The 26617-nt window shown below is 34.5% G+C and carries 14 protein-coding genes and 1 pseudogene; 2 read left to right on the forward strand and 13 right to left on the reverse strand.

Going from position 1 to position 26617, the window contains the following annotated elements; all coding sequences use genetic code 11:
• Window positions 1-42: 42 nt before the first annotated feature.
• From AC1DVP_RS15485 to AC1DVP_RS15505, 5 genes are all read right to left on the reverse strand, one after another.
• Window positions 43-3096 carry an efflux RND transporter permease subunit gene (locus tag AC1DVP_RS15485; RefSeq protein ID WP_477184393.1) on the reverse strand — a complete coding sequence of 1018 codons (3054 nt, stop codon included), beginning with the start codon at window positions 3094-3096 and terminating at the stop codon, window positions 43-45.
• Window positions 3097-3098: 2 nt separating this feature from the next.
• Entirely contained in the window at window positions 3099-4034 is a 936-nt protein-coding gene (locus AC1DVP_RS15490; protein ID WP_477184394.1) for an efflux RND transporter periplasmic adaptor subunit, read from the reverse strand.
• A complete protein-coding gene (locus tag AC1DVP_RS15495) occupies window positions 4027-5187 on the reverse strand; it encodes a hypothetical protein (RefSeq protein WP_477184395.1) in 1161 nt (386 codons plus the stop codon). Before AC1DVP_RS15495 ends, AC1DVP_RS15490 begins: the two co-directional genes overlap by 8 nt.
• A 99-nt stretch (window positions 5188-5286) precedes the next feature.
• Window positions 5287-6312, reverse strand: coding sequence for a YncE family protein (locus AC1DVP_RS15500; RefSeq protein WP_477184396.1), 1026 nt, complete (start codon window positions 6310-6312; stop codon window positions 5287-5289).
• Window positions 6313-7011: 699 nt separating this feature from the next.
• Window positions 7012-8460 (reverse strand): pyruvate kinase, encoded by a 1449-nt coding sequence (locus AC1DVP_RS15505; protein WP_477184397.1) that lies wholly within the window; start codon window positions 8458-8460, stop codon window positions 7012-7014.
• A gap of 151 nt (window positions 8461-8611) precedes the next feature.
• Between AC1DVP_RS15505 and AC1DVP_RS15510 the strand changes: the two are divergent.
• Window positions 8612-8737: pseudogene (locus AC1DVP_RS15510) on the forward strand (IS982 family transposase); the annotation flags it as partial.
• 185 nt (window positions 8738-8922) lie between these two features.
• Window positions 8923-11547: a phosphatidylglycerol lysyltransferase domain-containing protein gene (locus AC1DVP_RS15515; RefSeq protein ID WP_477184398.1), complete on the forward strand. Its 2625-nt coding sequence runs from the start codon at window positions 8923-8925 to the stop codon at window positions 11545-11547.
• A 302-nt stretch (window positions 11548-11849) separates the two neighbouring features.
• Here the strand turns inward: AC1DVP_RS15515 and AC1DVP_RS15520 are convergent, their stop codons facing one another.
• The 8 genes from AC1DVP_RS15520 to AC1DVP_RS15555 all read right to left on the reverse strand — a co-directional run bounded on the left by AC1DVP_RS15520 (window position 11850) and on the right by AC1DVP_RS15555 (window position 26524).
• Window positions 11850-12770 (reverse strand): carbohydrate kinase family protein, encoded by a 921-nt coding sequence (locus AC1DVP_RS15520; RefSeq protein ID WP_477184399.1) that lies wholly within the window; start codon window positions 12768-12770, stop codon window positions 11850-11852.
• 24 nt (window positions 12771-12794) lie between these two features.
• The gene (locus tag AC1DVP_RS15525) at window positions 12795-14351 is read right to left on the reverse strand and encodes a glycoside hydrolase domain-containing protein (protein ID WP_477184400.1); all 1557 of its coding nucleotides are present in this window, start codon (window positions 14349-14351) and stop codon (window positions 12795-12797) included.
• Window positions 14352-14372: 21 nt separating this feature from the next.
• A complete protein-coding gene (locus tag AC1DVP_RS15530; RefSeq protein WP_477184401.1) occupies window positions 14373-15770 on the reverse strand; it encodes a DUF4960 domain-containing protein in 1398 nt (465 codons plus the stop codon).
• 20 nt (window positions 15771-15790) lie between these two features.
• Window positions 15791-17482, reverse strand: coding sequence for a RagB/SusD family nutrient uptake outer membrane protein (locus AC1DVP_RS15535; RefSeq protein WP_477184402.1), 1692 nt, complete (start codon window positions 17480-17482; stop codon window positions 15791-15793).
• Window positions 17483-17504: 22 nt separating this feature from the next.
• Window positions 17505-20609, reverse strand: coding sequence for a SusC/RagA family TonB-linked outer membrane protein (locus tag AC1DVP_RS15540; RefSeq protein WP_477184403.1), 3105 nt, complete (start codon window positions 20607-20609; stop codon window positions 17505-17507).
• Window positions 20610-20626: 17 nt separating this feature from the next.
• Window positions 20627-22225, reverse strand: a complete 1599-nt coding sequence (locus AC1DVP_RS15545) for a glycoside hydrolase family 32 protein (protein WP_477184404.1) — start codon at window positions 22223-22225, stop codon at window positions 20627-20629.
• Window positions 22197-23555: a sugar porter family MFS transporter gene (locus AC1DVP_RS15550; protein WP_477184405.1), complete on the reverse strand. Its 1359-nt coding sequence runs from the start codon at window positions 23553-23555 to the stop codon at window positions 22197-22199. Before AC1DVP_RS15550 ends, AC1DVP_RS15545 begins: the two co-directional genes overlap by 29 nt.
• A 230-nt stretch (window positions 23556-23785) precedes the next feature.
• Window positions 23786-26524 carry a substrate-binding domain-containing protein gene (locus tag AC1DVP_RS15555; RefSeq protein ID WP_477184406.1) on the reverse strand — a complete coding sequence of 913 codons (2739 nt, stop codon included), beginning with the start codon at window positions 26522-26524 and terminating at the stop codon, window positions 23786-23788.
• Window positions 26525-26617: the final 93 nt, after the last annotated feature.

The raw sequence follows: 26617 nt of genomic DNA on the forward strand, positions 1-26617 counted from the left end.
TATAAATTGATTCTGAATTCCTTTATTTTTTTGAACATTAGACTAAGTAAAATGCTTAAAATGTTTTTCGTTTTTATAAACTTGAACCAACAAGCTTGGAAGAACAATCAATAGCAAAGGCAATGCAATAATAAACCCGCCAATCACTGCTATCGCCAAAGGCTGGTGCAATTCTGAACCCGTTCCAATTCCAATTGCCAAAGGCAAAAGTGCAATTATAGCTCCTAAAGCCGTCATTAATTTGGGGCGCAATCGTGTTGAAATCGAATAGATTATAGATTCGTTTACATTTCGAGTCAATTTGAAAGTTTCTCGAAATTGAAGAAAGGTGAAAATCGCATTTTCGGCAATAATACCAACAATCATAATGATTCCTGTGTAACTACCAACGTTTAAAGGTATTCCCGTTATAAAAAGCAAAATATAACTTCCTGAAATACCTAAAACAGAAATTAAAAGGATAACCAACGCCACTCTGAAATCTCTAAAAAGAAATAAAATAACACCAAAAACCAATAATGAAGAGGTAATTAAAATCATCAATAACTCTTTAAATGATTGTTGTTGATCCTTGTAAGCTCCACCATATTCAATGTAATAGCCATTAGGCAAATGAGTCGCAGTATTAACTTTCATTTGAATTTCCTGCATTACGCTTCCCAAATCCCTATTGTCCAATCGACCGGTAACTACTCCCATCGTCTGAAGATTTTCACGTTTTATTTCTGCAACTCCTTTTTGTACAGAAATAGCAACCAAACTTGTAATTGGAATAGATTGCCCGTTAGGTAAAAATATTTTGAGTTGTTTGATATCTTCCAAACTGATTTTTTTTCCATAAGCATAAATCATCCGAATAGGCGTTTGCTTTTCATTTTCCAATAAACTCCCCACTACATTCCCTTCTAAAGCAGTTTGCATTTGAAATTGCAAATCAGTAGGCGTAATCCCATATTGGGCCAATTGTGCATAATTGGGCTGAATAGTTATTTCAGGCCCGGCCAAAACAATGCCATCAAAAACATCGGCAGTTCCTTTTACATTTTCAACAATTGCAGAAACTTCTTTGGCAATTCTTTTTAATTCCCCTTGATTGCTTCCATATATTTTCACTTCAATCGGAGAAACTGAACTCATCAAATCACCCAGCATATCTCCGATAGCCTGACCAAAATCAATACGCAAGGCTGGCTGTGTTGCTTCTACTTTAGCCCGGATTTCGTCAATTACATCATTACTGGTTTTACTTCTGTTTTTCTTTAATTGAATCAAATAATCCCCGCTATTGGGTTCGGTGATAAAAAAACCCATCTGAGTACCGGTTCTGCGGCTATAGGCCTCCACTTCTGGAACTTTTATGATAATTTTTTCCACTTCATTAAGCATTCTGTCGGTTTCTTCAAGTGAAGTTCCCGGTGGGCTTTCATAATCCAAAACAATACTTCCTTCGTCCATTTCGGGTAAAAAACCAGTCTCCAAATTGGGTAAAATAATAAAAATAGAAAGCGCCAAAACAATACAAAATCCAAAACTGATAATAGGTTTTGAAATAAAATAGGCCACCCAATTTTGAGTTTTCACTTCATGAATCTGGATTTCTTTTTGAATTCCATTTGCTGTAACTTCATTCTTTGTGAGCAATAAATAAACCACCGGAAGCAATAGCCAGGTAACAAAAAAAGAACAGACCAAAGTGATAATCATTGTATCGGTCAGCACTTTAAAATAAGAACCTGCAACACCGCTCATTAATACAAAAGGAATAAAAATCACTATAGTGCTAATCGATGAGCCTACCATTGCCGGAAATAAATACCGAATAGCTTTTTGTAAAAGATTCACTGTGGGTTCTTCCGGATGTTCTTCATGCGTCCTGTGAATTTGTTCAACAACCACAATTGCATCGTCAATTATCAATCCCAAAGCAGCTGCAATGGCTCCCAAAGTCATAATATTGAAACTGTTTCCTGTGAGGTACAAAACAATTAATGTCAAGCCTAAAGTAACAGGAATAATAATTAAAATAGTAACACTGGCCTTGGCTGATTTCAGGAACAAAACTGCAACGATTATAGCCAGCAACAACCCCAATAACAAACTATCGGTAACGCTTTTGACAGCATCGTTTACAAAAGCCGCCTGTTCATAAAAAGGTTTTATTGTGATTCCGTTTGGCAGGATCTTTTTTAAAGACGCTAACTTTGCATTCATATCGTTCGAAAGCGTAATCAAATTTGCATTAGGCTGCTTGATTACGGCAGCCAAAATGCTTTCTCTGCCATTCGCATTGACTTTTATGTATTCCTTAGCCTCTTTAATTTCGACGGAAGCAATATCTTTTAGCGTAATAATTCCTTTGCCATTATTGAGAATTACAAGGTTTTCCAACTCTTCTTTTTTATCAACTTGCGCATCGGTAATTGTCAAATACAAATACCGATAATCAGACAAATAGCCATTGGATTTTATAAAATTAGTTTGGCTTAAAACTTGTGAAATACTATTTGGCGAAATGCCAAGTGAAGTCATTTTTTCAAAATCAAGTAATAACCAATACTCTTTTTCTTTTMCTCCAATGATTCTGATTTCAGAAACACCGTCAATTTGAGAAAGGAATGGCTTAATTGTAAAATTAGCAATCTTTTTCAACTCAATGGGAGACATTCCTTTGCCTTCAATAGCGTAACCAATTACAGCAAGGATTGAAGGATTCATTTTTTCCACCGTAATTTGAGTATCTGGCGGTAGATTATTTTTGATTTGGTTAATCTGTTCTTCAATACGGGTTTTACTCAAATCTATATCCGCTTTCCAATCCATAAAAGCCGATATTTCACAACTCCCACGACTGGTGGTGCTGCGGACAGATTTTAAATCTTGTACTTTTTTAATGGCGTTTTCAAGAGGTTTGGTAACCGTAATCATCATTTTGTCGATGGGTTGCTGTCCTGCATCGGCAATGATTTTTATTTTTGGAAACGTAATTTCTGGAAATAAACTGGTCTGCATTTTGGAATACGCAAAAAAACCTCCGAAAATAATCAGGAAGAGAATTGAACTTAAACCGTTTCTATGCTTTACATAAAAGTTATTCATCTTTATTTATCTTTAATAACTTTAACGTTAATCGTATCGCCGACCCCATAATTTCCGGTAAGCAAAATTTTATCTTTTGGAGTTAAAATAGGTGAAAGAATTTCAACCTTATCTTCTGTTTGAATTCCTTTTTTTATTGGAATTTTTATTGCTGTATTGGAGTTTATCATTTTCATTATCCAAAAATCGGTCTCGGTTTCATCACTTAAAACGGCCAATTTTGGCAAGGAAATAGTTTTGTTGCTTGAAGTTTTGGTTATCCTTACTTTTACAATTAAGTTCTCGGGAATATCTTGTTTACCGTTTATTTTCAAAACAACATTTTGCGTTTGCGAAGTAGCGTCAACTGTGGGAGAAAATTTTTGCACCGTCGCTATTCTTGTTGAATTATCAGGCAGAACAACACTTAATTGCTGACCAGCAGAAATGTATTTTTTCAATTCAAAAGGCAAACTCAAAATAATTGCAAAACTTTTGGCATCATTTATGGTCACTAAAGCATCTCCATCCTGCACATAATCGCCTTGTTGTACATTGACCATTGTCACAATTCCTGTAGCATTAGAGGAAACTCGTATCGCTCCGCCAAAATGCAGCGTTGGGTCAATTTTGTTGATTGTATTCCCTAAAACTTTAGTCTCTCGCGTTTTTATCGAAAATAATTCTTGTCCATTGGTTACAAAATCATTGGTTGCTACATTTACAGAATTCAAATAGCCGGTTGCATTGGCTTTAATAACATTTTTAACCAAATAAGTGGCAGTAGCATTCAGGTCGATATAGCTTTGTAAACTCGTCGTGTCAATAGAAGTCAATGTTACTGGAACGCGAACATCCGTTGGTTCTTCTGGTATGGGCTTATCTTTACAGGAAATAAAAAAAACTGTAATTAGCAGACAAACAAAAAATGTTTTCTTCATCATAATTAGATTAGTCATTAGAAATCCAATAATTGATTTCGTTAATAAGTAGTAATTTGTTGATTTTATTCTGGGAAATTGAATTATTGAGCATGATAACATTACCAATCGCTATTACAAAATCCGTGATTTGTGCATCACCAGACAGCAATAATTTTTTATCTGCTTCAATAAGTGCATCGGTTATTTGAAGCTGAGATTGCAATTGATTTCCTGTTTCAACAGTCTGTTTCAATTTCTGATTAAGGATCAGTAATCGTTGTTGGTATTGCTTATTGAAATGGTTTTTGTAAGCCAAATTAGTGGCTACTGCCTGCTCATTTTTTTGATGCTGCAATAACCTTTGATTACCGTCATAAATAGGAATTGACAAACCTAACCCTACGCTAAAACCAAAATTTTTATAAGGCTGATACTCAAAACTGGACAAATAACCAGCATCTCCAAGCAGAGCCAATGTTGGCTTATAGGCGTTATCAATTAGCTTTCCCTGATTGACAATTTTCAAACTATCGACTTCAAATTGTTTAAAGAAAATAGTTTTTTCTGGACTCGAAATCGTTTTTAAGCTAATATCTGGTTTTATCAAATTCACAAAAGCAGTATCCGTTTCCCCTGATAAATAATTAAGTAATCCCAAATCATTTTGATATTGCTGTTTCAACTGTAAAACCTGTAATTCTTGCTGCTTTAAAGTTGAAAGAAAAATCAAATAATCAGTTTGTTTATAGATAGCATTTTGAGTTAGCTTTTTCAAGGTATTAGCTCCATTATTCAATAGAGTTACTATTTTTTGATTGTAGGCTATTTGTTCGGCATTTCCGTAAGCAGTAATGTATTGGTCGATAATTACTTTATTCAAATCTTTGAGAGCAATTTTTTTATTTAAAACCAAACTCTCTTTTAGCATTTTGAAACTCTCTGCTTGTGAATTAACAATGCCTTTACCAACTATCTTTTTATTAATTCCTACCAATCCAGAAACAGATTGCCCATTAGTTATAGCGGCATCATAACCTGCTCCATTTATAACAGGAGCGTAATTTGCATTAAGATTTCCTGTGATCTGAGCTTTATAAGCCGCCCTATTAAGTAAACTATCTATAGTATTAGATTGAATTTGATTGGATAAGTCCTTTAGCAATGGTGAATTATTCTGTGCCTTTTCCATATAAAACCGCAAGTCTTTTTCTTGCGAAAAAGACTCGAGACTAATAAAGCTTAAAATTAAAAAAAAGATGATTTTCATTAACTGGTTTATAAAATAAAATTATTTTTTGCTAATATTCGCTACAACCAAAACCACTGAAGAACCAGGAATAATAGAAGCTCTTGGGTTAGGGTTTCCGGTAGCTGGTTTTGGTTTTGCACCAAAATCAGCAGTCGTCAAATATAAATCACCCATAGTTTTGTTTAATGCTATAGTTCTTGCTCCTTTTTGAGTTTTTACCGTTTCAAGAACCGAAAACTTATTTGCATTTTGTTCTTTTACAACTGTAATTGTTCCTTCACCATTGGAACTAAAAACAAGTTTCTTTTTGGCATCAAAAGCAACGCCATCACAACCATCTCCTATAGGTAATGTTTTAATAACTTTTCCATTTGAAGCATCAACAACAATCATTAATTTGTTGCTGCAAACCGAAAATAATCGATTAGAATCTAAATCAATGGCCAAACCTGAAGGCTCATTGCCAGGCGCAATGCTCCAAGTTGCAATTACTTGTAATTTCGTTGCGTCTATCGTTTTGATTTCGTTTTTATCTTCAATATTAACATAAATCAAACCTTTAGTATTTGTAACCGAAAATTCTGGTTTACCGCCTAATGGAATCGTTTTTATAACTTTATTGGTAATGGCATCCAGAACGGTTGCATCCTTCGAATTGGCATTATAAGTAAATACTTTTTGAGAAAATTGATCATACAAAACAGCATCCGGTTTTTGACCTTCAATAGAAACTTTATCAATTAATTCAAATGTATTCAAATTGACTACTGAAACCGAATTGTCTTTTCCGTTTGTAATGAATGCTTTGTTTAAATCGTCGGCAATCGCAATGCCGTGAACTCCTTTGGTATCAGGAATTGTTGTTATTGTTTTATTGGACTTTAAATCGATAACATTGACAACGCTTCCGTGAGAAACAAATAAATGCTGATTCACTTCATCAACGGCTAGATAATCCCAGCTTTCATCACCTGAAACATTTATTTTTTTTGATACTTTATAAGTTTGGCTATAACTATTAGAAATATAAGCAATAATTATTAATGATAATATTATTTTTTTCATTGCCATTAATTTAAGAATTTATAATAACCAAAGTTGTAAACCGATTTTGAAGAAATATTGAATTTTTAGAACTGGATCTCAAAAATATGAAGATTATCTTTGAAATTATAAATAACATTCCATTGATTGTTATCTGCATTTTTTTAATTATTGATAATCCCAGGTTCTGTCGCATCTAACAATTTAAAACATAAGAAATCTGAGAATAAAATTTTACGACGCTAACTTACAGAAAGATTTAAACATAGTTCTCACAGGGTTAATCATCTGATTCTTTCTTAACATAAGTACTACTTCAATTCCGCTCAAAGTTCGTCTGGCTGATTCAAACCTCTTAAAACCTAATCCATTTTGTACTCTCTATTTTATAAAATGATGACCTCCAGCTCGTGCCAACTCGGCGCTTTCTCATCATCATCTGTGACTCAATAAACGGTGCAAATTTGCATACCCAGCGCTGGATCGTCGCATGATCAACCTGAACACCTCTTATTTTCATTATCTCCTCAACGCCTCGATAACTCAATGTGAATCTTAATTTGAAATACTGCCTGAAGAATGATATATTTTGGATAACAGTGACCTTTGATGTTCATTTTTAAAGTTTTCAATCTAAAGATAAAAGTTATATTTTAAATGCGACAGAACCAATATTTATGCGTTTTTTTTATTCTAAAAGGCTTTGTTGTGATGAGAAAACTAGTTTTTATTGAAAAAATTAACGGCAATGGATAATGGCCTGAAAACAAATCTTTTTTTATGATGATGGCTTCCCATTCTGCCAAAAATATTTTTCAAGGTTTCAATTACTTTTAAAATATTAGTTCCTTTATTAATCATCACACAATCGGCTCCCGAAGCATGCGAAACATCTGTTATTTCAGAGCGTGTTGCCAGTCCTTTTTTGTTTAAATTTTCCAATACCTGAGTAGCCCAAACCACCGGTACATGGGCAGCCTCACAAATCCAAAGTATTTCTTCCTGAATTTCGCTTAATTTTTCAAAACCTATTTCTATGGCCAGATCGCCTCTTGCAATCATAACCCCGAAAAATTCTTCTTTCATGCCTTCAAAAAGTAAAGAAGGCAAATTATTAACAGCCTCAGGTGTTTCAATTTTTAAAATGACAGGGGGCATGGGTAAAACTCCAAAAGCGTTACGCATCATTTGAATATCTGACTTGTTTTTTAGGAAAGAATACCCGACAATGTCTGCGTATTTTGAAATAAAAGGGACGCATTCTTCATCGATTGGAGTCAGTGCCGGAAAATTCAGTTTGGAATTGGGAATATTTATTCCTTTTTCATCCTCTATGACAGTTTTTTTTGAAGCAATTGATTTTACCTTGAGCAATACGTGATCATCGTTTTTTTTAATAATTATTGTTTTTATTAACCCGTCATTAATAAATACGGGTTCATTTAACTGCAATTGCGGAATTATCTCTGCTAATGTGCAGGCGACGGCTTTTTTGTTTTTATACTTTACTAAAAGCTCAGGAGCGGTTAAAATTATTTTAGTTCCTATTTTAATGCTGATTGGTTTTGCGTCGGGGAGTTTAGTACGGATTTTCGGTCCTGCCAGGTCCATGCAAATTTTACAGGGTATATTTGTTTTTTTAGAGGCTTTTCTAATTTTTTTTATTAGTGTTTTCCATATTTTTTCATCATCATGGGCGCAGTTAATTCGGGCAACGGTCATCCCGGACGTTAACAGCGAATGAAAAATTTTATTTTTGGTCTGCCATAATCCGTCAATGGTGACCATGATATGGCAATTGTTGTTGAAATTTAAGTTTCCCAGCAAACCACTGATTTTATTATTAATTGAGTCTTTGGCAAATTCGTAGGAACATGAATCTATTGAAGAATCATTTGGCTGGCCCAACAGATTCAATACAGCATTGATTTGTCCTAAAATATGGCTTTCTGCATTAGATAAAGATGACAAACCCAAGATGTGCATTTCGTCTTGCAGTTCCCTGATTTCAATTGTTCTTAAAGCCAAATAATACAGTAGGTTTTTTCCGTTTATCTGATTGTTTTTATGAAGCTGCTTTAACAACAGTTCGTACTCTTTCTCAAAGGTCAGGATAGTGTCCTTTATAGACAATAATTTCTGAATTATATATTCCTTTCTGGTATCCATCTAATTGAAAAACAGTTAAACCATTCATTACAAGTTACTGAAAGTTTTTACTACTGGCAACTTCCGAATATTATTTTTTTGTTAAAGCGGGATTGAAAGGAGTGGCAGGTAATTTTATAAAATTAAAAGGCGGCAATGTCTTCGCTGGCTTTCTATACAAATAACGAAAACAATAATCAATTTAATCTTTTTCCATAAATCTTCAAAAAACAGTAAGAAACAAATATCTGATTGTGTGCTGCTTGGAGATAGAGGTTATTTATCAGAATCTATCCAGTAGGGCCTGTTTCGAGTGAAAACTACTTTGCAAAAGAGAAATATAAATGAAGATTTTTAGTAATTTTAATTGTTTAATGTTTAATTTTCAGTCGATAATGAGTGTTTTGTTTTTTTAGAGTTCATTTTTATTCATTCACTCTCGTTACTTTTGAATACGATCAGTATCAACCAAATTATTATAAAATGATAGCTTCTACTCTATTGATTTCCAATATTAGATTTGTAAAAAAAAAGTTTTTACCTTTCAATAAAGAAAATAGAAAGATTTGTCTTCAATTTATAATTGGTGCTTTCTTTATTGGATTGGGAATTTGGTTTATAAAGCACGAAACACCAGAAATAATTCAAATAAAACATGCCGTAAGCAATGCTGCTCTGCTTTGGGTTTTTGTGGGCCTATTTATCACGATATTGTATTTTATTTTACAAGGATTACTGTATGTTGCTTCATTTTCTGCAATAAATGCCAAAATAATTCTAAAAGACGGGATTATCCTCTTCTTAAAACGAAATTTCATTAGTGTTTTTCTACCTGCCGGCGGATTTTCATCATTATTTTTTTTCAATAATGCCATCGAGAAAAAAGGAAACACAAAGCTTCAAATTCATTTGGCATCAAGTATTTATGCTTTTATTAGTATTCTTACTGTAGTTCTTGTTGCAATTCCTGTTTTTATTTATACTTTTTTAAAGGAAACTATTGGTACAAATGATTGGCATGCGCTGCTATCAATTATTGTATTTATAATAGTATTGATTTTACTATATCGTTCTCTCATTACAAAAGGATATATGTATAAATTATTGACAAAATGGCTTCCCAAAACCGAAATCTTTTTAAATGATATAGAGAATCAAATAATTGACAAAAGAAATTTTTTTATAGCTTTTTTTTATTCTGTTCTAATTGAAATTGTTGGGATTGCTCATTTGTATGTAGCTATGATAGCATTGCATTTTGAACCATCACTTTTAGTTGCTTCAATAGGCTACATCATTTCAGTAATCTTTTTAATTATATCTCCTTTTATGCGAGGTCTTGGTGCTGTTGAAGCCTCAATGAGTTATATTTTAATCCGTTATGGTTTTGGTAATGTGGATGCCATAGCTATTACTTTTCTATATCGAGTTTTTGAGTTCTGGACACCTTTGTTCGCAGGAATACTGATTTTTGCATCAAAAATAAACAAGATATTAATGCGTATCATTCCAGCGTTCCTTTTATTAGGGCTGGGTATCATAAACATAATTTCGGTTTTAACTCCAGCAATAAACAATCGTTTAGAATACCTAAAAAATTATTTACCGCTGGAAGCCATTCACGCTTCGAATTATTTAGTTTTTACTTCGGGACTATTTCTGTTGGTTACTGCCTCTTTTATGCTCAAGGGATTGCGTATGGCTTGGTGGTTTGCATTAGCGTTGTCCATAATTTCTTTCGTTGGGCATTTAACCAAAGCTATCGATTATGAAGAAGCTATTATTGCCTTTGTTGTAATCCTAATGTTGATAGTAACCCGAAAAGAATATTACGTAAAGACCAATCCAAAACTTAGTTTATTAGGATTAGAAACTTCCATTCTAAGCATAATTGCTGTGTTGGTTTATGGGACTATTGGATTTTATTTTTTAGATAAAAAACACTTCGACATTAATTTTAGCATATTTCAATCCATTAGATACACATTACAGAATTATTTTTTGGTAGGCAGTTCTAATCTGGTTCCGTTAGATAGTTTTGCCAATCATTTTCTAATGTCTATAAAAATTAGCGGTTTTTTGTCCCTTGGTTTTTTAATCTACACATTAACAAATCCATACGTTAGCAAAAAATCAATTACTGACGAAGAAAAAGAATTGGCAAATGAATTAATTGAAAAGTATGGAAATTCAAATCTGGATTATTTTAAAACTTATTTTGACAAACTGCTTTTTATTTCACAAAGTAAAAATGCTTTTATATCGTACAGATTAGCTGGAAATTATGCTGTTGTACTCGAAAACCCTGTGGCACAAAACGAACCAGAAATGAAAAGTTGTATTGTCGAATTTGATAATTTTTGTTACGAATGTGGATTAAAAAGTATCTATTATCGAATTTTAGAGAAAGACTTAAGAATGTATCAGGCATTACATAAAAAACACTTTTTTCTTGGTCAAGAAGGGATAGTGAATTTATCCGAATTTAGCTTGGAAGGGAGTAGTAAAAAATCGTTGCGGAATGCTATGAATAAAATTGCAGAAAACGGATTTAAAACAGTGATATATCAGCCACCCATAAAAGACGGAATTTTACAAAAACTGGAAGCAGTCAGCAATGAATGGTTAAAAGAAACAAAGAGAACCGAAATTATTTTCTCTCAAGGCTTATTTAATATTGAAGAATTAAAAAATCAAACGATAATAACGGTTGAAAACAAGGAAGAAAAAATAATTGCCTTTCTGAATATTATTCCAGACAGCGTGAAGGGAGAGGCAACGTATGATCTTATTCGTAAAACAGTTGATGCCCCAAATGGTATAATGGATTTCATTTTGATAGGCCTCTTTAATTATTTAAAATCGCAAAATTACACAACAATTAATTTAGGATTAGTTCCAATGAGTGGTATTGATAATCCAAAAACCATTCAAGATAAATCAATGAAATATGCTTATGAAAAAGTAAAATCGTTTTCGCATTACAAAGGATTGCGAAATTTTAAAGAAAAATTTTCACCCGCTTGGTACAATCAATATGTGGTTTTTTCAGACGATTACGATTTGATACAAATGCCTAGGATTTTGTCTAAAGTTATTAAGCCATAATGCGCTACTATTTGTAATTAGTTTAAACACATCAAATGGAAAAACTTACTTTAGCCCTCACAATTACAATGGTAAATCAAGCATAGCATCGCTACGGTTTATTTTTATTTTGAAGAAGAAAGGAAAAAAGACCTTTTTATTGCGGTAAATTCAAACGTTAAATGGTATAAATAATGGTTTTTAGTTACTAATAGGGAATTATTTAAAAAATTATAGAATCAATTATTTGAAAAGTCAAGGTTTCTATTACAAAATCGAAACCTTAACTTTTCAGCCTGCTCACTTTATGGGATAGTGTAAAACTATTTATTAATAGTGTTTTTTTTCTCAATTTTCATATAATCCCTAATTACCTCTTCAGAAATCTTGGGATTTGCTCCTTCTTCTCCAGCAACTAAAGCACCAATTGCACAAGCATAATTCAGTGATTTTTGAGGAGACTTTCCTTTTAGCAGCCTTACTATTAGTGAAGCCAAAAAAGAATCCCCGGCACCAACTGTATCTACTACTTTTATAAAATAACCGCTGTTATAATAAAATTTATCATCATAGTACAAAACAGCTCCAAATGCTCCTTTAGTAACACAAACTTGTTTAGTATTTGTTTTATCGGCTATAAATTTAATATTCTGCTCAAATGAATTGTAAGGGGAATCCAATTTTCTGCTTATTTCAAACAATTCTTCATCATTAAGCTTTATAAAATCTGCTTTCATCATAAGCTCTGTTAAAACATCAGCTGTATAATACGGAGCTCTTAAATTGGCATCAAAAACTTTATATTTTGCTTCATCTAATAATGCATTCAAAGTTGATCTGGATTCTTCATCTCTGCAGATTAAGCTTCCAAAAATAAAAACATCGGAATCAGAAACTTTTTTCTTTATATCTTCATTCAGTGTTATTTTATCCCATGCGGAAGGGTATAAAATATCATATGATGCATTCCCTTTTTCATTAATCATTACATTAACCACACCCGTTTTATACTCTTCACTAATTTGAAGTATATCTGTATCAATCCCTTTTTCAGATAAAAAAGAAATAATTTCTTTACCATCGGCATCGGAACCAACTTTACTGATAATAGCTGATTCCACTCCAAACGATTTTATCCTAAGAGCCACATTCAGTGGCGCTCCCCCTATTTTTTTATGAGTTGGAAAGACATCCCAAAGCACCTCTCCATAGGCCACAGCCTTAAGGTTTTTTCCGCTAATCATTTTACAGTTATTTTTATATTAATATTATTCGGGCTGTGTAACCTGAAGATTTGTAATCACTGCAGTTTGTCCTTCAGACAACAGTCCCCATTTATTTTTGTCTCTGCCATAAATACGGTTTGTTAATGCAGTCTTACCGTTTATGTAAAGAACAACCGTACTGCCTTCGGCAATTATTTCAACATCATACTTGATATTGGTTTGAAACTGGAAAGGAATTCTTGCCGTTTCCTGAGAAGCCGAATTATACCCAGCAATTTTACTTCGGGCAATATCAAAAACAATTTTGTAATAACTGCCTGCATCATTGGTATGAAAAACAAATCCAGCTGTTCCATTTGTTTTCCCTAATGTAACTTCCGCTTTTATTTTTGCTTTTTTTCCAATAGGCTTAAATGTTATTATGGCTTTTTCTGCCGAACCTGGCAAAGTATAAGTACCATTGTCTGCATTAGCATTTCCTGACGCTGCATCAACTTCTGCACTAGCAGTTTTTTTAGAAAATAAATCTTTTACTGATTGCAGTGCCTGAGTCCCCAAAGTTCCATCAGAATTTTGCACTAACTGGTGAGTAACCATATTTCCTGCCCAATCTTTATTTCCTAAATCATTTTCTGGTGTTTTTCTGGCATTCCAACCAAAAACATATCTTTTATTTCCGTCAGAAGCCGTTTTTCCAGCATAAAAATATTCACCGTCAATCATATCATTTACTGGTTTGAGCCAAGGTCCGTTAATCGATGCTGCCATTCGGTAATGTGTTCCCTTATTACCGCTCCAGTTTTCTGAAAACATCAAATACCAATAATTACCCATTTTAAAAATATCAGCACATTCCATCATCAAATAATTTTCTTCAGGAGTTGTGGTATAAATTGGTGCTTGAGCATCCCATTTCCCTGAAGCTGGATCAGCACTTGTAAAATGCAGTAAAACCGCTTTTCTGCCAGGTTCCGTCTGTGTGCTTACTAACATCGAATATTTCTTTAATTCGTCGTTATAAAACACATGCGGATCCCTAAAATCATAATTGTAATATCCAGCTGGTGCTATAACTTTGAAAGAAGGAACTTTTGTCCAATTTTTCAAATCAGAACTAGTAGCGCACAAAACACTTTCTCTAGCATTTGACTGCACAAAAGCTGGTGTCTCATTATGTCCAGTGTAATAAAAGTAATAAAGATTACCCACTTTTACAACTGACCCTGTGCCAATGGCAAAATCAGGATCAGTAGTTTTTCCGAATGGAATCATTTGTCCTTCGTAGGTAAAATGAGCCAAATCAGTACTTAAATATTTATGAATATCATGAAAACCTTTACCTGCAGGTTTGTTCAGTGCATCATGAAGAAAATAGATATGGAATTTTCCGTTATCAAAAAAAGGCATAATATCTCCTGTGTAACCCGCGCTGTAATACGGATCTGTTCCGCCCATCCATTGTGAGGGCGGCGCGGGGTAAATACTTGTCATTTCTGACTCACCGCCTGAAATTGAACCTCCAATATAAGTTTCCTCCTGACTGCAGGAAACTGCTGAAAAGAAAATGGAAGCCAATACTATTATGTTTCTATATTTCATTTTTATTGCTTTCAGATTAGATTAATTTTCAGCTAAATAATTGATGCTGTTTTGTGTCAAAAGTTTGATATTACCGATAAACTCATTTGCTTGGCTTGGCACCCCGCTGCTATTAGCTTCGTTATACCAATCATAAGCTCCCATCGAAATCACGACTACATTTTTATCCGTTCCAGTGTTCGGGAACTCAGCAATAGTAACTCTTCCGTTAAGACCGTTATCCCAGGCTTCGCTGGCTAAGTTTGTTCCTCCGGTTTGATTTCTCCAGCCTTCCCCGTTTACGTAGCCTCCCCATTCCGGTAAAAACCACCAGGCGGTGTGGTTTAATCTAAAAGTACCGCTTTGGAGTAAATTAGCTTTTCCTGCTTCATAAGTCACCAAACCCGCAAAGATTGGATGATTCTCATGTCCTACGAATGACATTCCCCATGAATTTCCATCTACAAATCCGTTAGGAGGAAAATCTCCAAAAACATTATTAGGTCCTTTTCCTGAAGGAACAATTCCTAATGCATCTACATATTGTGAAGCAAATGACGTTAACAATAAATTCCCTCCATTAGTCCTGAAACTTTTTAGAGCTGCTGTTACCGCAGGATTGTATGCCACAGAAGGTAAATTAGCGGCTGAATCAAAATGCCACCAAATCACATCGACATCACTTAAATCCGCACCGTTTAAAACACTATCGAAAGAAATGTATTTAGCTCCAGGAAAATTATTAAACAGCCAGTTTGAAGCCGTCACTTCATCCATGTTGGTAATTCCTGATCTAGTTGCAGCTGTACCCAAAAATGCAACTGTTAAACCAGTAGCTGGCACTCCTACATTGGCTGTATAATTGACACTTTTTCCTTTAGATGTTACAACAAAAGTTACCGGATTTGTAAAATTAACCGTAGTTCCTGATGCTGGTGCAATAGAAACTCCATCTGTCAATTCGATTACGGGGTTAAGTGCCGTTAAATTAGTGTTTTCGGGCAGAGTCATCGTTATCGTTTTACTGACATCGTTGATTGTTGCTGCAACTCCATTAATTTTAAAACTTTTGATTGGGCTTAAAACAACTGTCGTTACCGTATAATCTTTAAATAAATTACCGTTTATCACTCTAAATTTTACTGGATTTGTAAAATTGATCGGTTTTGTTAAATCAAGATTTGAAGTTGCGTCCGCTTCCAGAACAGCTTCCGGAATTACAGCTGTAACATCAGATCCGTAAGGCATCGTTACAGTAATTTTTCCTGTTTTCTGATCAATTTCCCCTGCAGTTCCCGTTAACTTAAAAGAAATAACATTAGAAGGTGAATTAACATCAAAACCACCATTTTCGAAACTGTCTTCACAAGCCGTTACAATGAAAAGCAAGGCTAATATCAAAGACGCCTGCATCCAGATTTTATATATAAATTTTCTCATATTGATTTTTTTAAAATGGATTAGTATCCTAAATTTTGTTTATATAATCCCTGACTGAAATTAATCTGTTTTAACGGAATCGGGCAATACTCTTCTTTATGTGCATCAAAAAAGGCATCTTGATAATAGCTGCGTTTTGTTTTTTCTTTATCAAAAAACGCATTCATAACCTGATCGGTTACACCCCAGCGAACCAGATCAAAAAAGCGGCTTCCTTCCATAGCCAATTCTAAACGGCGTTCCCAGCGTAATGCTTTACGGGCAAAATCTTTAGTCCAGCTGCAGTTAACTCCATCAGCATAAGTATTGATTTTAAAGTTCTTCACATACGGAAGCCTTCCTGTACTTTGAGCGGCTCTCTCTCTAATCTGATTGATTAACGGTAAAGCTTCAGCTTGTCTTCCTAATTCAATCAAAGCTTCGGCACGCATCAAAATCACATCAGCGTAGCGGATTTGAATTCTGTTTTTTGAATTTCCATAAAAGGGATCAATATTGACAACACAGCTGCAGCTTGGTGCCACATTTTCCTTTAAAGAAGCAAAATAACCATAGGTTCCCGGAGATCTTACCCATGCTTCAACATATAAAAATTCTGGATCGTATTTATATGGCAGACCTGGCATTGCAACCGTATGATACAATCTCGGGTCAACCGTATTGGCATCTATATTTTTATAATCAAAATCCTGATTGTTATAAGTTTCAAATTGAGGCAGACCATCAGCACCTGTTTTAAACGCATTTACTAAGTTTTGGCTTGGCTTATGAAAATCGCAGCATCCCAGCCCTTGAGGAGTAGAAAGAACATCCGAAAAATTTAACCTCCCGTATAAAGTTCCGTCGTTATCTGAAAATTGAATAGAAAAAATGGATTCAGAACCGTTTTCATAAGTTCCAGGTAAAAAGTTATTGGCAAAATCAGGTTCCAAAGTCGCTTTCCCTATTACTTTATCAGTTGCAGTAATTACTTCCTGCAGATGCTGTGCATTGATTCCTGTAACAGCATAGGTTTCGTCTTGTGTGTAAGCCTGATACAAACGGGTTTTGGCTAAATAAGCATAAGCGGCTTTTTGGGTGGCACGCCCAACTTGTGGCTGTGTTTCTGGCAAATCATTGGCCGCTGCCTGAAAATCTGCTGCAATTTTATTCCAAAGTTCTTCGTTCGGAAGTGCTTTGTTTGAAATCGTTTTATAATCTTCAACTGGAATATCTTCTGTAATGTACGGTACATTTCGGAACATAATTTTTAGCATAAAATAAAAATGCCCTCTCAAAAAACGCATTTCGGCAATACGTGTTTTTTTCAGCGGATAATCCGCTTCCGAAATTTGTTCCAAAGCCTTCAAAGCTTTATTAGCTCTGGAAACGCCGACATAACTGATGTACCAAAAAGAATCTAATTCACCAAAATCAGGTCTGATATTATTGGACACTTCAAAAAAGTGAAAATCCTGAATATCATTAGTGCCGCTGCCGCCTTTATAGGCATCATCTGAACGGACATTCCCAAAAGGCCACAGACTGTAAGGCGAATCATAATGGTCATTCCCCAATTGTGCGTAGGCCGCATTCATAAATCCTTCTACCGATTCTGGTGTAACAATATCATCCTCAGACAATACGCCGCGCGGGTTAGTTTCCAAAAAATCAGAACAGGAAGAGATGATTCCCATCACTAAAAACCCTGCTATATATATTATTTTTTTCATGTTTTTTCGATTTAATCTTTTATTATAATGTAAAATTAAGTCCAGCAGTAAAAGTTGTTGGCTGCGGATATCCAAATCCTGCATTTTCAGGATCTACACCAGTGAAACTTTTAGCATCAAGGATCAATAAATTCTGTCCGCTGATGTAAAGTCTAAAGCTTTCTATACTCAGCTTTTTCAGCACATCTTTTGGCAGACTGTATCCTATTTGCAGCACACGAAGTTTAAGATAGTTTCCGTTTTCTACATAATAAGTAGAAAATCTTGATTCTGCATTTCTGTCTACAGTTGTCAAAGCTGGAATAGTTGAATTTGGATTATCAACTGACCAGGCATTCAGCAACCGGGTTCCTTTATTAGACCCAACATCATCAACACTCCAAAAATCAGTTTGATATTTCGTATTATTAATTACATCAACATCACTTGCTCCTTCCCAGAAAGTGGTAAAATCGAAGTTTTTATAAGATAAGTTTAGGTTAAATCCGTAAAGCAGACCTGGGTTTGGATTTCCAATCCAAGTACGGTCTTTGTCAGTTATAGTGCCATCTCCATTCAAATCTTTGTAACGGATTCTTCCAAGACCCTTTCCATCCTGATTGGCCGAGTTATCCACTTCGTCCTGGCTTTTAAACAACCCGTCTGCAACATAACCGTACATAGAGTTAATCGGGCGCCCCAAAATATTATCGTCAACTCCATTTCCTCCATAATTATTTCTAACTTCATCCGGTAATGCAGTAATCTTGTTTTTGTTTGACGAAACATTAGCAGAAATATCATATTTCAGACCAAATGAAGTTTCATCGCGGTATCCTAAAGAAACTTCCCATCCTTTATTTTCCATTGAAGCGCCGTTTACCCAGCGGTTTCCGCCTTCGCCAATTACACCTAAATAAGGTGGCAGAACCAAAATATCTTCTGTTTTTTTGATATAATAATCAAAAGATCCGCTTAATTTTTGTTTGAATAATCCAAAATCTAACCCGATATTGGTTTGGGTAGTGGTCTCCCATTTTAAATCATCGTTTCCTGATTGTGTTGCGATAAAACCAGATGGAAGCAAACCGTTTCCGTTTCCTGCAATATCATAAGCAGTGCCAAAAGATGTTGCCCATGTTGGGCTTCCGCCTGCATAATTGGCCAAATAAAGACTATAAACCGCAGTATTGCTGATTTCCTGATTTCCAGTTTGTCCCCAGCCTGCTCTAAGTTTTAAATCAGAAATAACAGGGGCATTATCTTTGATGAAATTTTCATTACTGATTCTCCATCCCGCTGAAACCGCAGGAAAAGTTCCGAATTGATTGTTTTTACCAAAACGGGAAGAACCATCTCGGCGTATTGTAGCCGAAAGCAGATAACGGTTATCAAACTCATAGTCTGCTTTTCCGAAATAAGAAAGCAAAGAATATAATGTTGATGTGCCGCTGGTAAAGGATTCACCGGTTCCGGCATCAGGATACATATAATCCGGCGTTTCAATTAAAAAGTCATTTTTACGCAAAGTCGTTGTATCAAAAATGTCTTTATACATCTCGGTTCCTGCCATCAGATTCAAATTGCTTTTTCCAATTTTCAAATTATAAATTGCAGTATTACTCCATGTCCATTTATCGCTCACCGATTGATCAATTGTAACCGATGTCTGATCGTTTTGCAAATAACCGGATTGATAGCTTCTTTGCAGCGTGCGTTTTTTATAAGAACCGTAATCGATTCCAAAACTGCTCTTGATATGCAGATTTTTGATTACCTCCAAGTCTGCATACATATTCCCGAAAAGACGCAGATAATCATATTTATTGTCTTTATTATACTCTAATAAACGAACCGGATTTTGTCTGTCATTCATTCCTCCTACTGGTCCTCCCCACCCTTTTCCGTCAACGGTATGTACCGGAATTATTGGCAGAGCCCGAAGTGCAGGATCTAAAACACCAGGATCTGAAACTTCGTTTGTACGATTGAAACTAAAATTTTCGCCTATAACCAGTTTTCCGTCAAAGTATTTATAAGAGCTGTTCATTCTGGCAGAAATTCTTTCGAAATCAGTTGTTTTCACAACACCTTCATTATCATAATAACCCAAAGAGAAAACATAATTCCCTTTATCTGAAGCATTGGAAACTGATAAATCATAAGAACTTGCTATTCCTGTCTGTGAAATTTCATCGTACCAGTTAGTGTTTGAAGCTTTCATTGTCTGATCAGCATCTAAATATTCTGGAACCAAAACTTTGTTCAATTGCGGTTTGTTATTATTCACCGACCAATCAAATTGGTAACGTAAATTATTGTTGTTCGGGTTTAATCCGTCATTAATATTTGCCTGCCACAAAGCCTGACCGAATTGATTGGCATTCATCACTTCTTGTTTTCGTGAATAATCAGAAATAGAAGTATAAGTACTGAAATTGATTCTCATCTTGCCTTCTTTCCCTTTTTTGGTCGTGATGATAATCACTCCGTTTGAAGCGCGGGAACCATAAATGCTGGCTGAGGAGGCATCTTTCAAAACCTGAATTGTTTCAATATCATTTGGATTTAGTTCATGCATTCCGGATTTTGTTGGCATTCCGTCAATCACATAAAGAGGATCTGTGTTGTTTAAAGTACCAACGCCGCGAATCACCACTTTTGTATTGGCACCGCTTGGAGAACCGTCAGAGGAGATTTTAACTCCAGCTATTCTTCCCTGCAGGGCTTTAATAGGATTGGCTTCCGGCTGCTTCATGACATCTTTCATGTTTACAATAGAAACGGCTCCGGTAATATCGGTTTTCTTTTGTTTCGAATATCCTGTTACAACAACTTCATTAAGCTGATTGTTATTTACTCTTAAAGTAATGTTTAGTATTTTTTGCCCTTTGAGCGTTATCGTTTGCGGAGCAAATCCGATAAATGAAACAACAATTACTGCATCTGATTTTACTTCAGGCAAAGAAAATTTTCCGTCAAAATCTGTTGATGCGCTGCTACTTGTTCCAGAAATAGTCACTGTCGCTCCTGGAAGAGGCAATCCGTCTTCTGACGAAATCACCGTTCCTTTAATCCCTCCATCCTGTGCTGTCATTAGCAGCATCGGAAAGAAGAAAATTAGAAAATAAATAATTTTACTTTTCATGGTTTGTGGTTTTGGTTTTAGTTTATATTTAATTGGTTAATTACAAGATTACTCAACTCAATTTCTTGGTTTGAAGAAACTGAAAGAGAAGTAAATGGCTGATTTGAGAAAAAGATTTCGGTAATTACTTTTTCGCCATTGTTATAAAAAATTTCAATTGAAGTTTTGTCTAAAACAATTTTAAAAGTGCCTTCTTTTTGGTCTCTATCTAAAATTGCTTTGGTAACTGTTGAAGCAAATTTTTCAGAGAAATCAGTTTTTCCAGATTTTGAACGATCTGCAAACAGATAGTGATCTGAATTATTGATTCCGAAAGTCAAAGATTCTCCAAGTGTATTAGAAAGTGTAAAAGTGTAAGTGTCCTGTTTCAGATTTTTTAAATCAAAATTGACAATTGCTTTAGTCAAATCTATCTTTCCAGCCGCTACAAGGTCTAGTTTTCCATTTCCTTTTAATAATTTTTCTTTAATCGTTTTAGAAATATATTTATTGATTTCTTTTACAGGATTGCTTATCAGACTGTATGCATTTCCTTTTTTTACTAATTTAATTTCGCGCGCAATAGTCGTACTTCCTCTCCAAGTAAATGTGGGTACTTGCTGCGCGTAATCCCAATTGGACATCCATCCGATGAATAATTTTCTTCCGTCAGAATTTGGAACATTATTCCAGGTCACGCCAGCATAATTATCTTTTCCATAATCCAGCCAAACTGCTTTTTCCTGTTCTGTTCTTTTTGCAAAATTGGAGTCTAAAGTAAAAGTGGTGCCGTCAAAATCTCCAATAAAATATTGAGTTCCTGAACCTCCGTTTGCACCGCCTGGATTCAAACTCTGAATCAGAACCCATTTTTTTTCATTAGAACCTTCCACTTTCATCTGAAAAAAATCAGGACATTCCCAAACCCCTCCATGAGCGCCGATATTCTTTCCAAAATCAGATAAATATTCCCAGTTTTTAAGATTCTTGGATTTATAAAGCTGCGCTCGGTCTTGTGCTGCAAGAACCATTATCCATTGTTTATGCGTTTCATCCCAAGTCATTTTTGGATCACGAAAATCACGAATTCCAGGGTTCTTTATGACAGGATTTCCTTCCTCAAATTTCTGCCATGTAAAACCGTTATCGTTCGAATACGCAATATCCTGCTGTTCTATATCAATTTTGTTTTCTTTTTCCTTTGTCATATCATGCAGAGTATAAATCGCTACAATCGGAGCCGTTTTTCCAGTTCCTAAACCTGATGTATTATTTATATCTGCTGTTGCGCTTCCTGAAAAAATGTATTTGTCTTTATCTGGATAAATTGCAATTGGCTGTTCTTCCCATTTAATTAAATCTTTACTAATGGCGTGTCCCCAATGCATTGGCCCCCATTTATTTCCATCAGGATAATATTGATAAAGCAGATGATACTGTCCGTCAGCATAGAACATTCCGTTGGGATCGTTCATCCAGCCTTTTTTGGGGCTATAATGAAAATTAGGACGGTACATTTTTTCTTCAGTCGTATTTACAGCTGAAACAGGAGCAGTTTGGGCTACAGCTGAAAATGGTTTACAGCCCGCTATTGAAATTAGAACAGCACTACAAAACGCCAGCGGTAGATGTTTCATTGATTTCATTTTTTTTGGTGTTTTTTTTAGTTAGATTTTCACTTAATACTTCCAGAGAGATTCCTTTGGTTTCCGGCATCATAAAAATGACAAACAGCAATTGCAGCACCATCATCAAAGTAAAAATTAAGAAGACAACTTCAGGTCCAATTTCGGAGAATAACATTGGAATTAATGAAGGGATTATAGCTGCAAGAACCCAGTGTACTGAACTTCCAAAGGCCTGACCCGATGCACGAATATGATTTGGAAAAATTTCTGAGATGAAAACCCAGATTACGGCACCCTGACCAATGGCATGTGAAGCGATGAATAAGAAAAGGAAAATGGGCACTGATAAACCTCCCCAATTGTAATAAAAAGAAGCAGAGACTAATCCTAAAGAAATAATATATCCGACAGAACCAATGTACATTAACAGCTTTCTTCCTAATTTGTCAATTAATGCCACACCGATTAAAGTAAATATAAGATTCGTTATCCCGATTCCGATACTGCTCAATAAAGCGGTATTTTGTCCTAAACCTGCTTCTTCAAAAATTCTTGGCGCATAATATAAAAAGGCATTGATTCCCGAAAACTGATTAAAGAAGGCAATTAAAAAAGCCAGCATTAATGGAAAACGGTATTTTTTCATGAAAATATTCTCATGTTTGGTAACCCCATTTTCTCTAGAATCATCCATGATGTCTTTAAGAGCTGCAGACGGATCAATCTTGAATAACACCTTACGTGCTTCTTCATCGCGGTTTTTAGATAATAACCATCTTGGGCTTTCCGGAATAGTAAGTATAAATAATATATATATAAATGATGGAATAGCCTGAACTCCAATCATCCAGCGCCATGCATTTTCACCAATATCTTTTAAAAAGTAATTGGATATAAAGGCAATTAGGATTCCAAGTACAATATTAAACTGGTATAAAGCTACTAATCGTCCGCGTTTGTCAGCCGGAGCAATTTCAGAAACATAAGCAGGAGCTGCAATGGTCGAAGCGCCGACACCTAAACCTCCTATAAATCTGAAAGCCGCAAAAACAAAAGGATCATTTGCAAAAGCAGCACCAATAGCGGAAATAAAATATAAAATCCCAATCCAGAACAGTGTTTTTTTGCGTCCTATTTTATTAGTTGGAATTCCTCCAAAAATAGCACCTACAACTGTTCCCCATAGTGCCATTGCCATAACAACAGATCCATGAAAAGCATCAGATGATTGCCAAAGAAGCTGTAATTGTTTATCAGCTCCAGAAATAACTACGGTATCAAAACCGAAAAGAAAACCTGCTAGTGCAGCAGTAACAGACCAAAGTAATATCTTGTTCATTGTAGATGTATTAAAAACTTATCGCTAAGATATCCGCAAAAAAAACAACTTATTTTTAATGATGTTACAATTTAATTCTTCAATTACTGAGGGTTTGATAATTCAGAATCAAAGCCTTTGTTTACAAGGGATTACGTAAATTAAAAAATATTTACGAAAACCTTGTAGTTTCGATTTTGTTACATTAGCTTTAAAATTGATACCTGATTTGTATCAATTTTGAACCAATATTAAATGGAAGATTTATATTCCTTTGGTGAAACTCCAAATTTATTCTTAAAAGCTGTAGAAAAATAGTTTGGAGAAGAGAATCCAAGAGAGTATGCAATTTCAGAAATATTCATCTCATTTGACTTTAAAAGTTCCGCTGCTTTTTCGAGTTTTACGTTATTGATATGGTCACTTATATTAATTCCAATAATAGCTTTTACTTTTCTGTACAGCTGAACTCGGGAAACCCCAAGCTTATCGGCTAAATCCTCTACTGAAAATTTAGGGTTCTCAACATTCATCTTAATAATATCATTCATTTTGGTAATAAATGACTGTTCCTGATTACCAAATTTAGACTCTGGTTCAACTCGATAAATATTATTAGTATAATAATAACGAAGCTTTTCTCTGTTGAAAAGCAGACTCGAAACGGACTGTTTTAAAATAGAAAGACTAAAAGGCTTAGTAAGATATTGGTCAACACCGCTTTGAAGCCCTTTTAAAACAGATTCCTTATTGCTTTGTGCTGTCAAAATAATAATCGGAATATGTGACGAACGCAGATCTTTTTTTAATTCCTTGGTAATTTCGTAACCGTCTTTGCCCACCAGATTAATGTCGCAGATGATGATATCCGGAATAATTTCCATTGTTTTCTCAACAGCATCACTTCCGTCAGAGGTATAAATCACGTATTCGCCGGATAATTTAGCTTTTAGGAATGTAACCAGATCAATATTATCTTCTATAATTAAAAGAGTGTGTTTTTCAGAATCCGAAATTATGCTTACTTCTTCAAAACCAGATTCTATATCTAAAATATCTAGTGCTAAATTTGGCTTTATGTTTACACTTGCAGTCTTATTTATGATTTCAGACGGCTGCAGATGCTGGTTTCCTTTTAACAGAGTAATCACAAATTCACTGCCTTGTTTTGATTTTAATTCGATAGTCCCATGATGTAAAAGCACAAACTCTTTTGACAGGTGCAGCCCAATTCCCGAGCTGCTTTTATTATTATTTGAAGCTTTAAAAAAAGGACTGAAAACACTGGATAATTCATTTTCGGGTATTCCAATTCCAGAATCCTTAAAACTGATTCTAACTGTATTATCTTGATTTTCGATAATCGAAATAGTTATTTTTCCGTTATCGGGCGTAAATTTAAACGCATTGGAAAGCAGATTAAAATACACTTTATCCATCAAACCTCTGTCAATAAACAGCTCCAGATTTTTGTTCTTGCAGGCAAGCTGAAAATCAATATTTCGGCGTGCAGCTTCGCCTTTAAAATTGGTCATTACATCACTTGTAAAATCATAGATTCTAGTATTTGAGGCTCTTAATGTAAATTTTTGCTCTTCAATTTTTCTAAAATCTAACAGCTGATTTATCAATCGCAGTAATCTGTTCGAATTTTTATGGATTAGTTTTACTTCATCAATCAATGCTGTTCCTTTAATTTTATCATTTTCAATCAAAGATTCCACATAACTCATAATCAAAGTTATAGGAGTTTTAAATTCATGCGAAAGTCCAGTGAAGAAATTGAGTTTTGCCTCATTGCTTCTTTCTGCAATTTTAGCCATTTCCTGAATTTCAATATTTTGATCAATTACAGTTTGATTAATCCGTTCCAATTTTTTTTTATTGCGCGAAATAGAAATCGTGGAATATATACTATAAATAGCAAGGCTTAAAATGATAATTAGAAAAAAACTTAATAATCGAACTAAATTATTCTGAGAAGCATATTCCTTTTCCTGCACCTTAATTGCTCCTTGCTGTGATTCAATAATTTTTTGCTGCTGATCCACTTTATCCATTTGGTTTTCAATAATTTCAGCATTCACCTGATCAATTACAATCGTTTTTAATATATTGTTTTTTGCAATTGGCTCATTGTTATTAATTTTTAAAGCAAGTTTTAAGGCCTCATTTCCTCCAGTCGGATATAATATGGTCCCATCTAAAATGCCGTTTTTTACAAGTTCAATACCCCCATTGACAGAATTTAATCCGTCTACTCCGATGAATTTTATTTTATTTTCTAGTCCTAATGTTTTTGCAGTTTCCCATGCGCTTAAAGCCATCCTGTCATTATGAGCAAAAATATATTCAACATCATGGTTTTGTAATAGAACTTCTTTCAGAGGTGCCTTAACTGATTCTTTTTCCCAATTCCCCTGTATTGAATTTACGACTCTAAATCGCGGATTATCTTTAATAATTTGATTAAAACCAAGACTGCGTTCGTATGCTGGTGAAGACCCGCTGGCTCCCATAATTTCAATTATTTTTCCGTTGCCTTTGCTCTTCGAAATAATATACTTTGCTGCAATTCGACCTACTTCAATATTATCAGCTCCAAGATAAGCCGTATAATTTTCACTGTCAATTTTTCTATCAACTACCAAGACTGGAATACCGGCTTTTATTGATTTTTCTACAACTGCAGTTAGTGGTTTTGATTCAATTGGAGACACAATAATGACATCAACTTTATTTGATATAAATTTTTCAATGTCTTCAATTTGTTTATCTACATTATTATTTGCATCTCGTATGGTAAGATTAACTTCAGGCCGTAAAGAGGCTTCAACCTTTATGGAACTATTCATCTGTTTACGCCAGTCATCTGTTGTCATGGCTTGCGAAAAACCTACTTTTATCTTATTACCGCTTTTTTGTTTACAAGACACTAAACTGAGTGAAGCGGCAAATAATAGCAATATATATTTGATAATATGATTCATAACATAATTAAGATTAAGTAAATAGATTATTTTTAAAATGCTTAATTTTAAAATTACTCTTATCAAAAATAATTAGGAAGTATTATTTTAGTG

It is taken from the genome of Flavobacterium sp. P3_A6 (assembly GCF_056403035.1).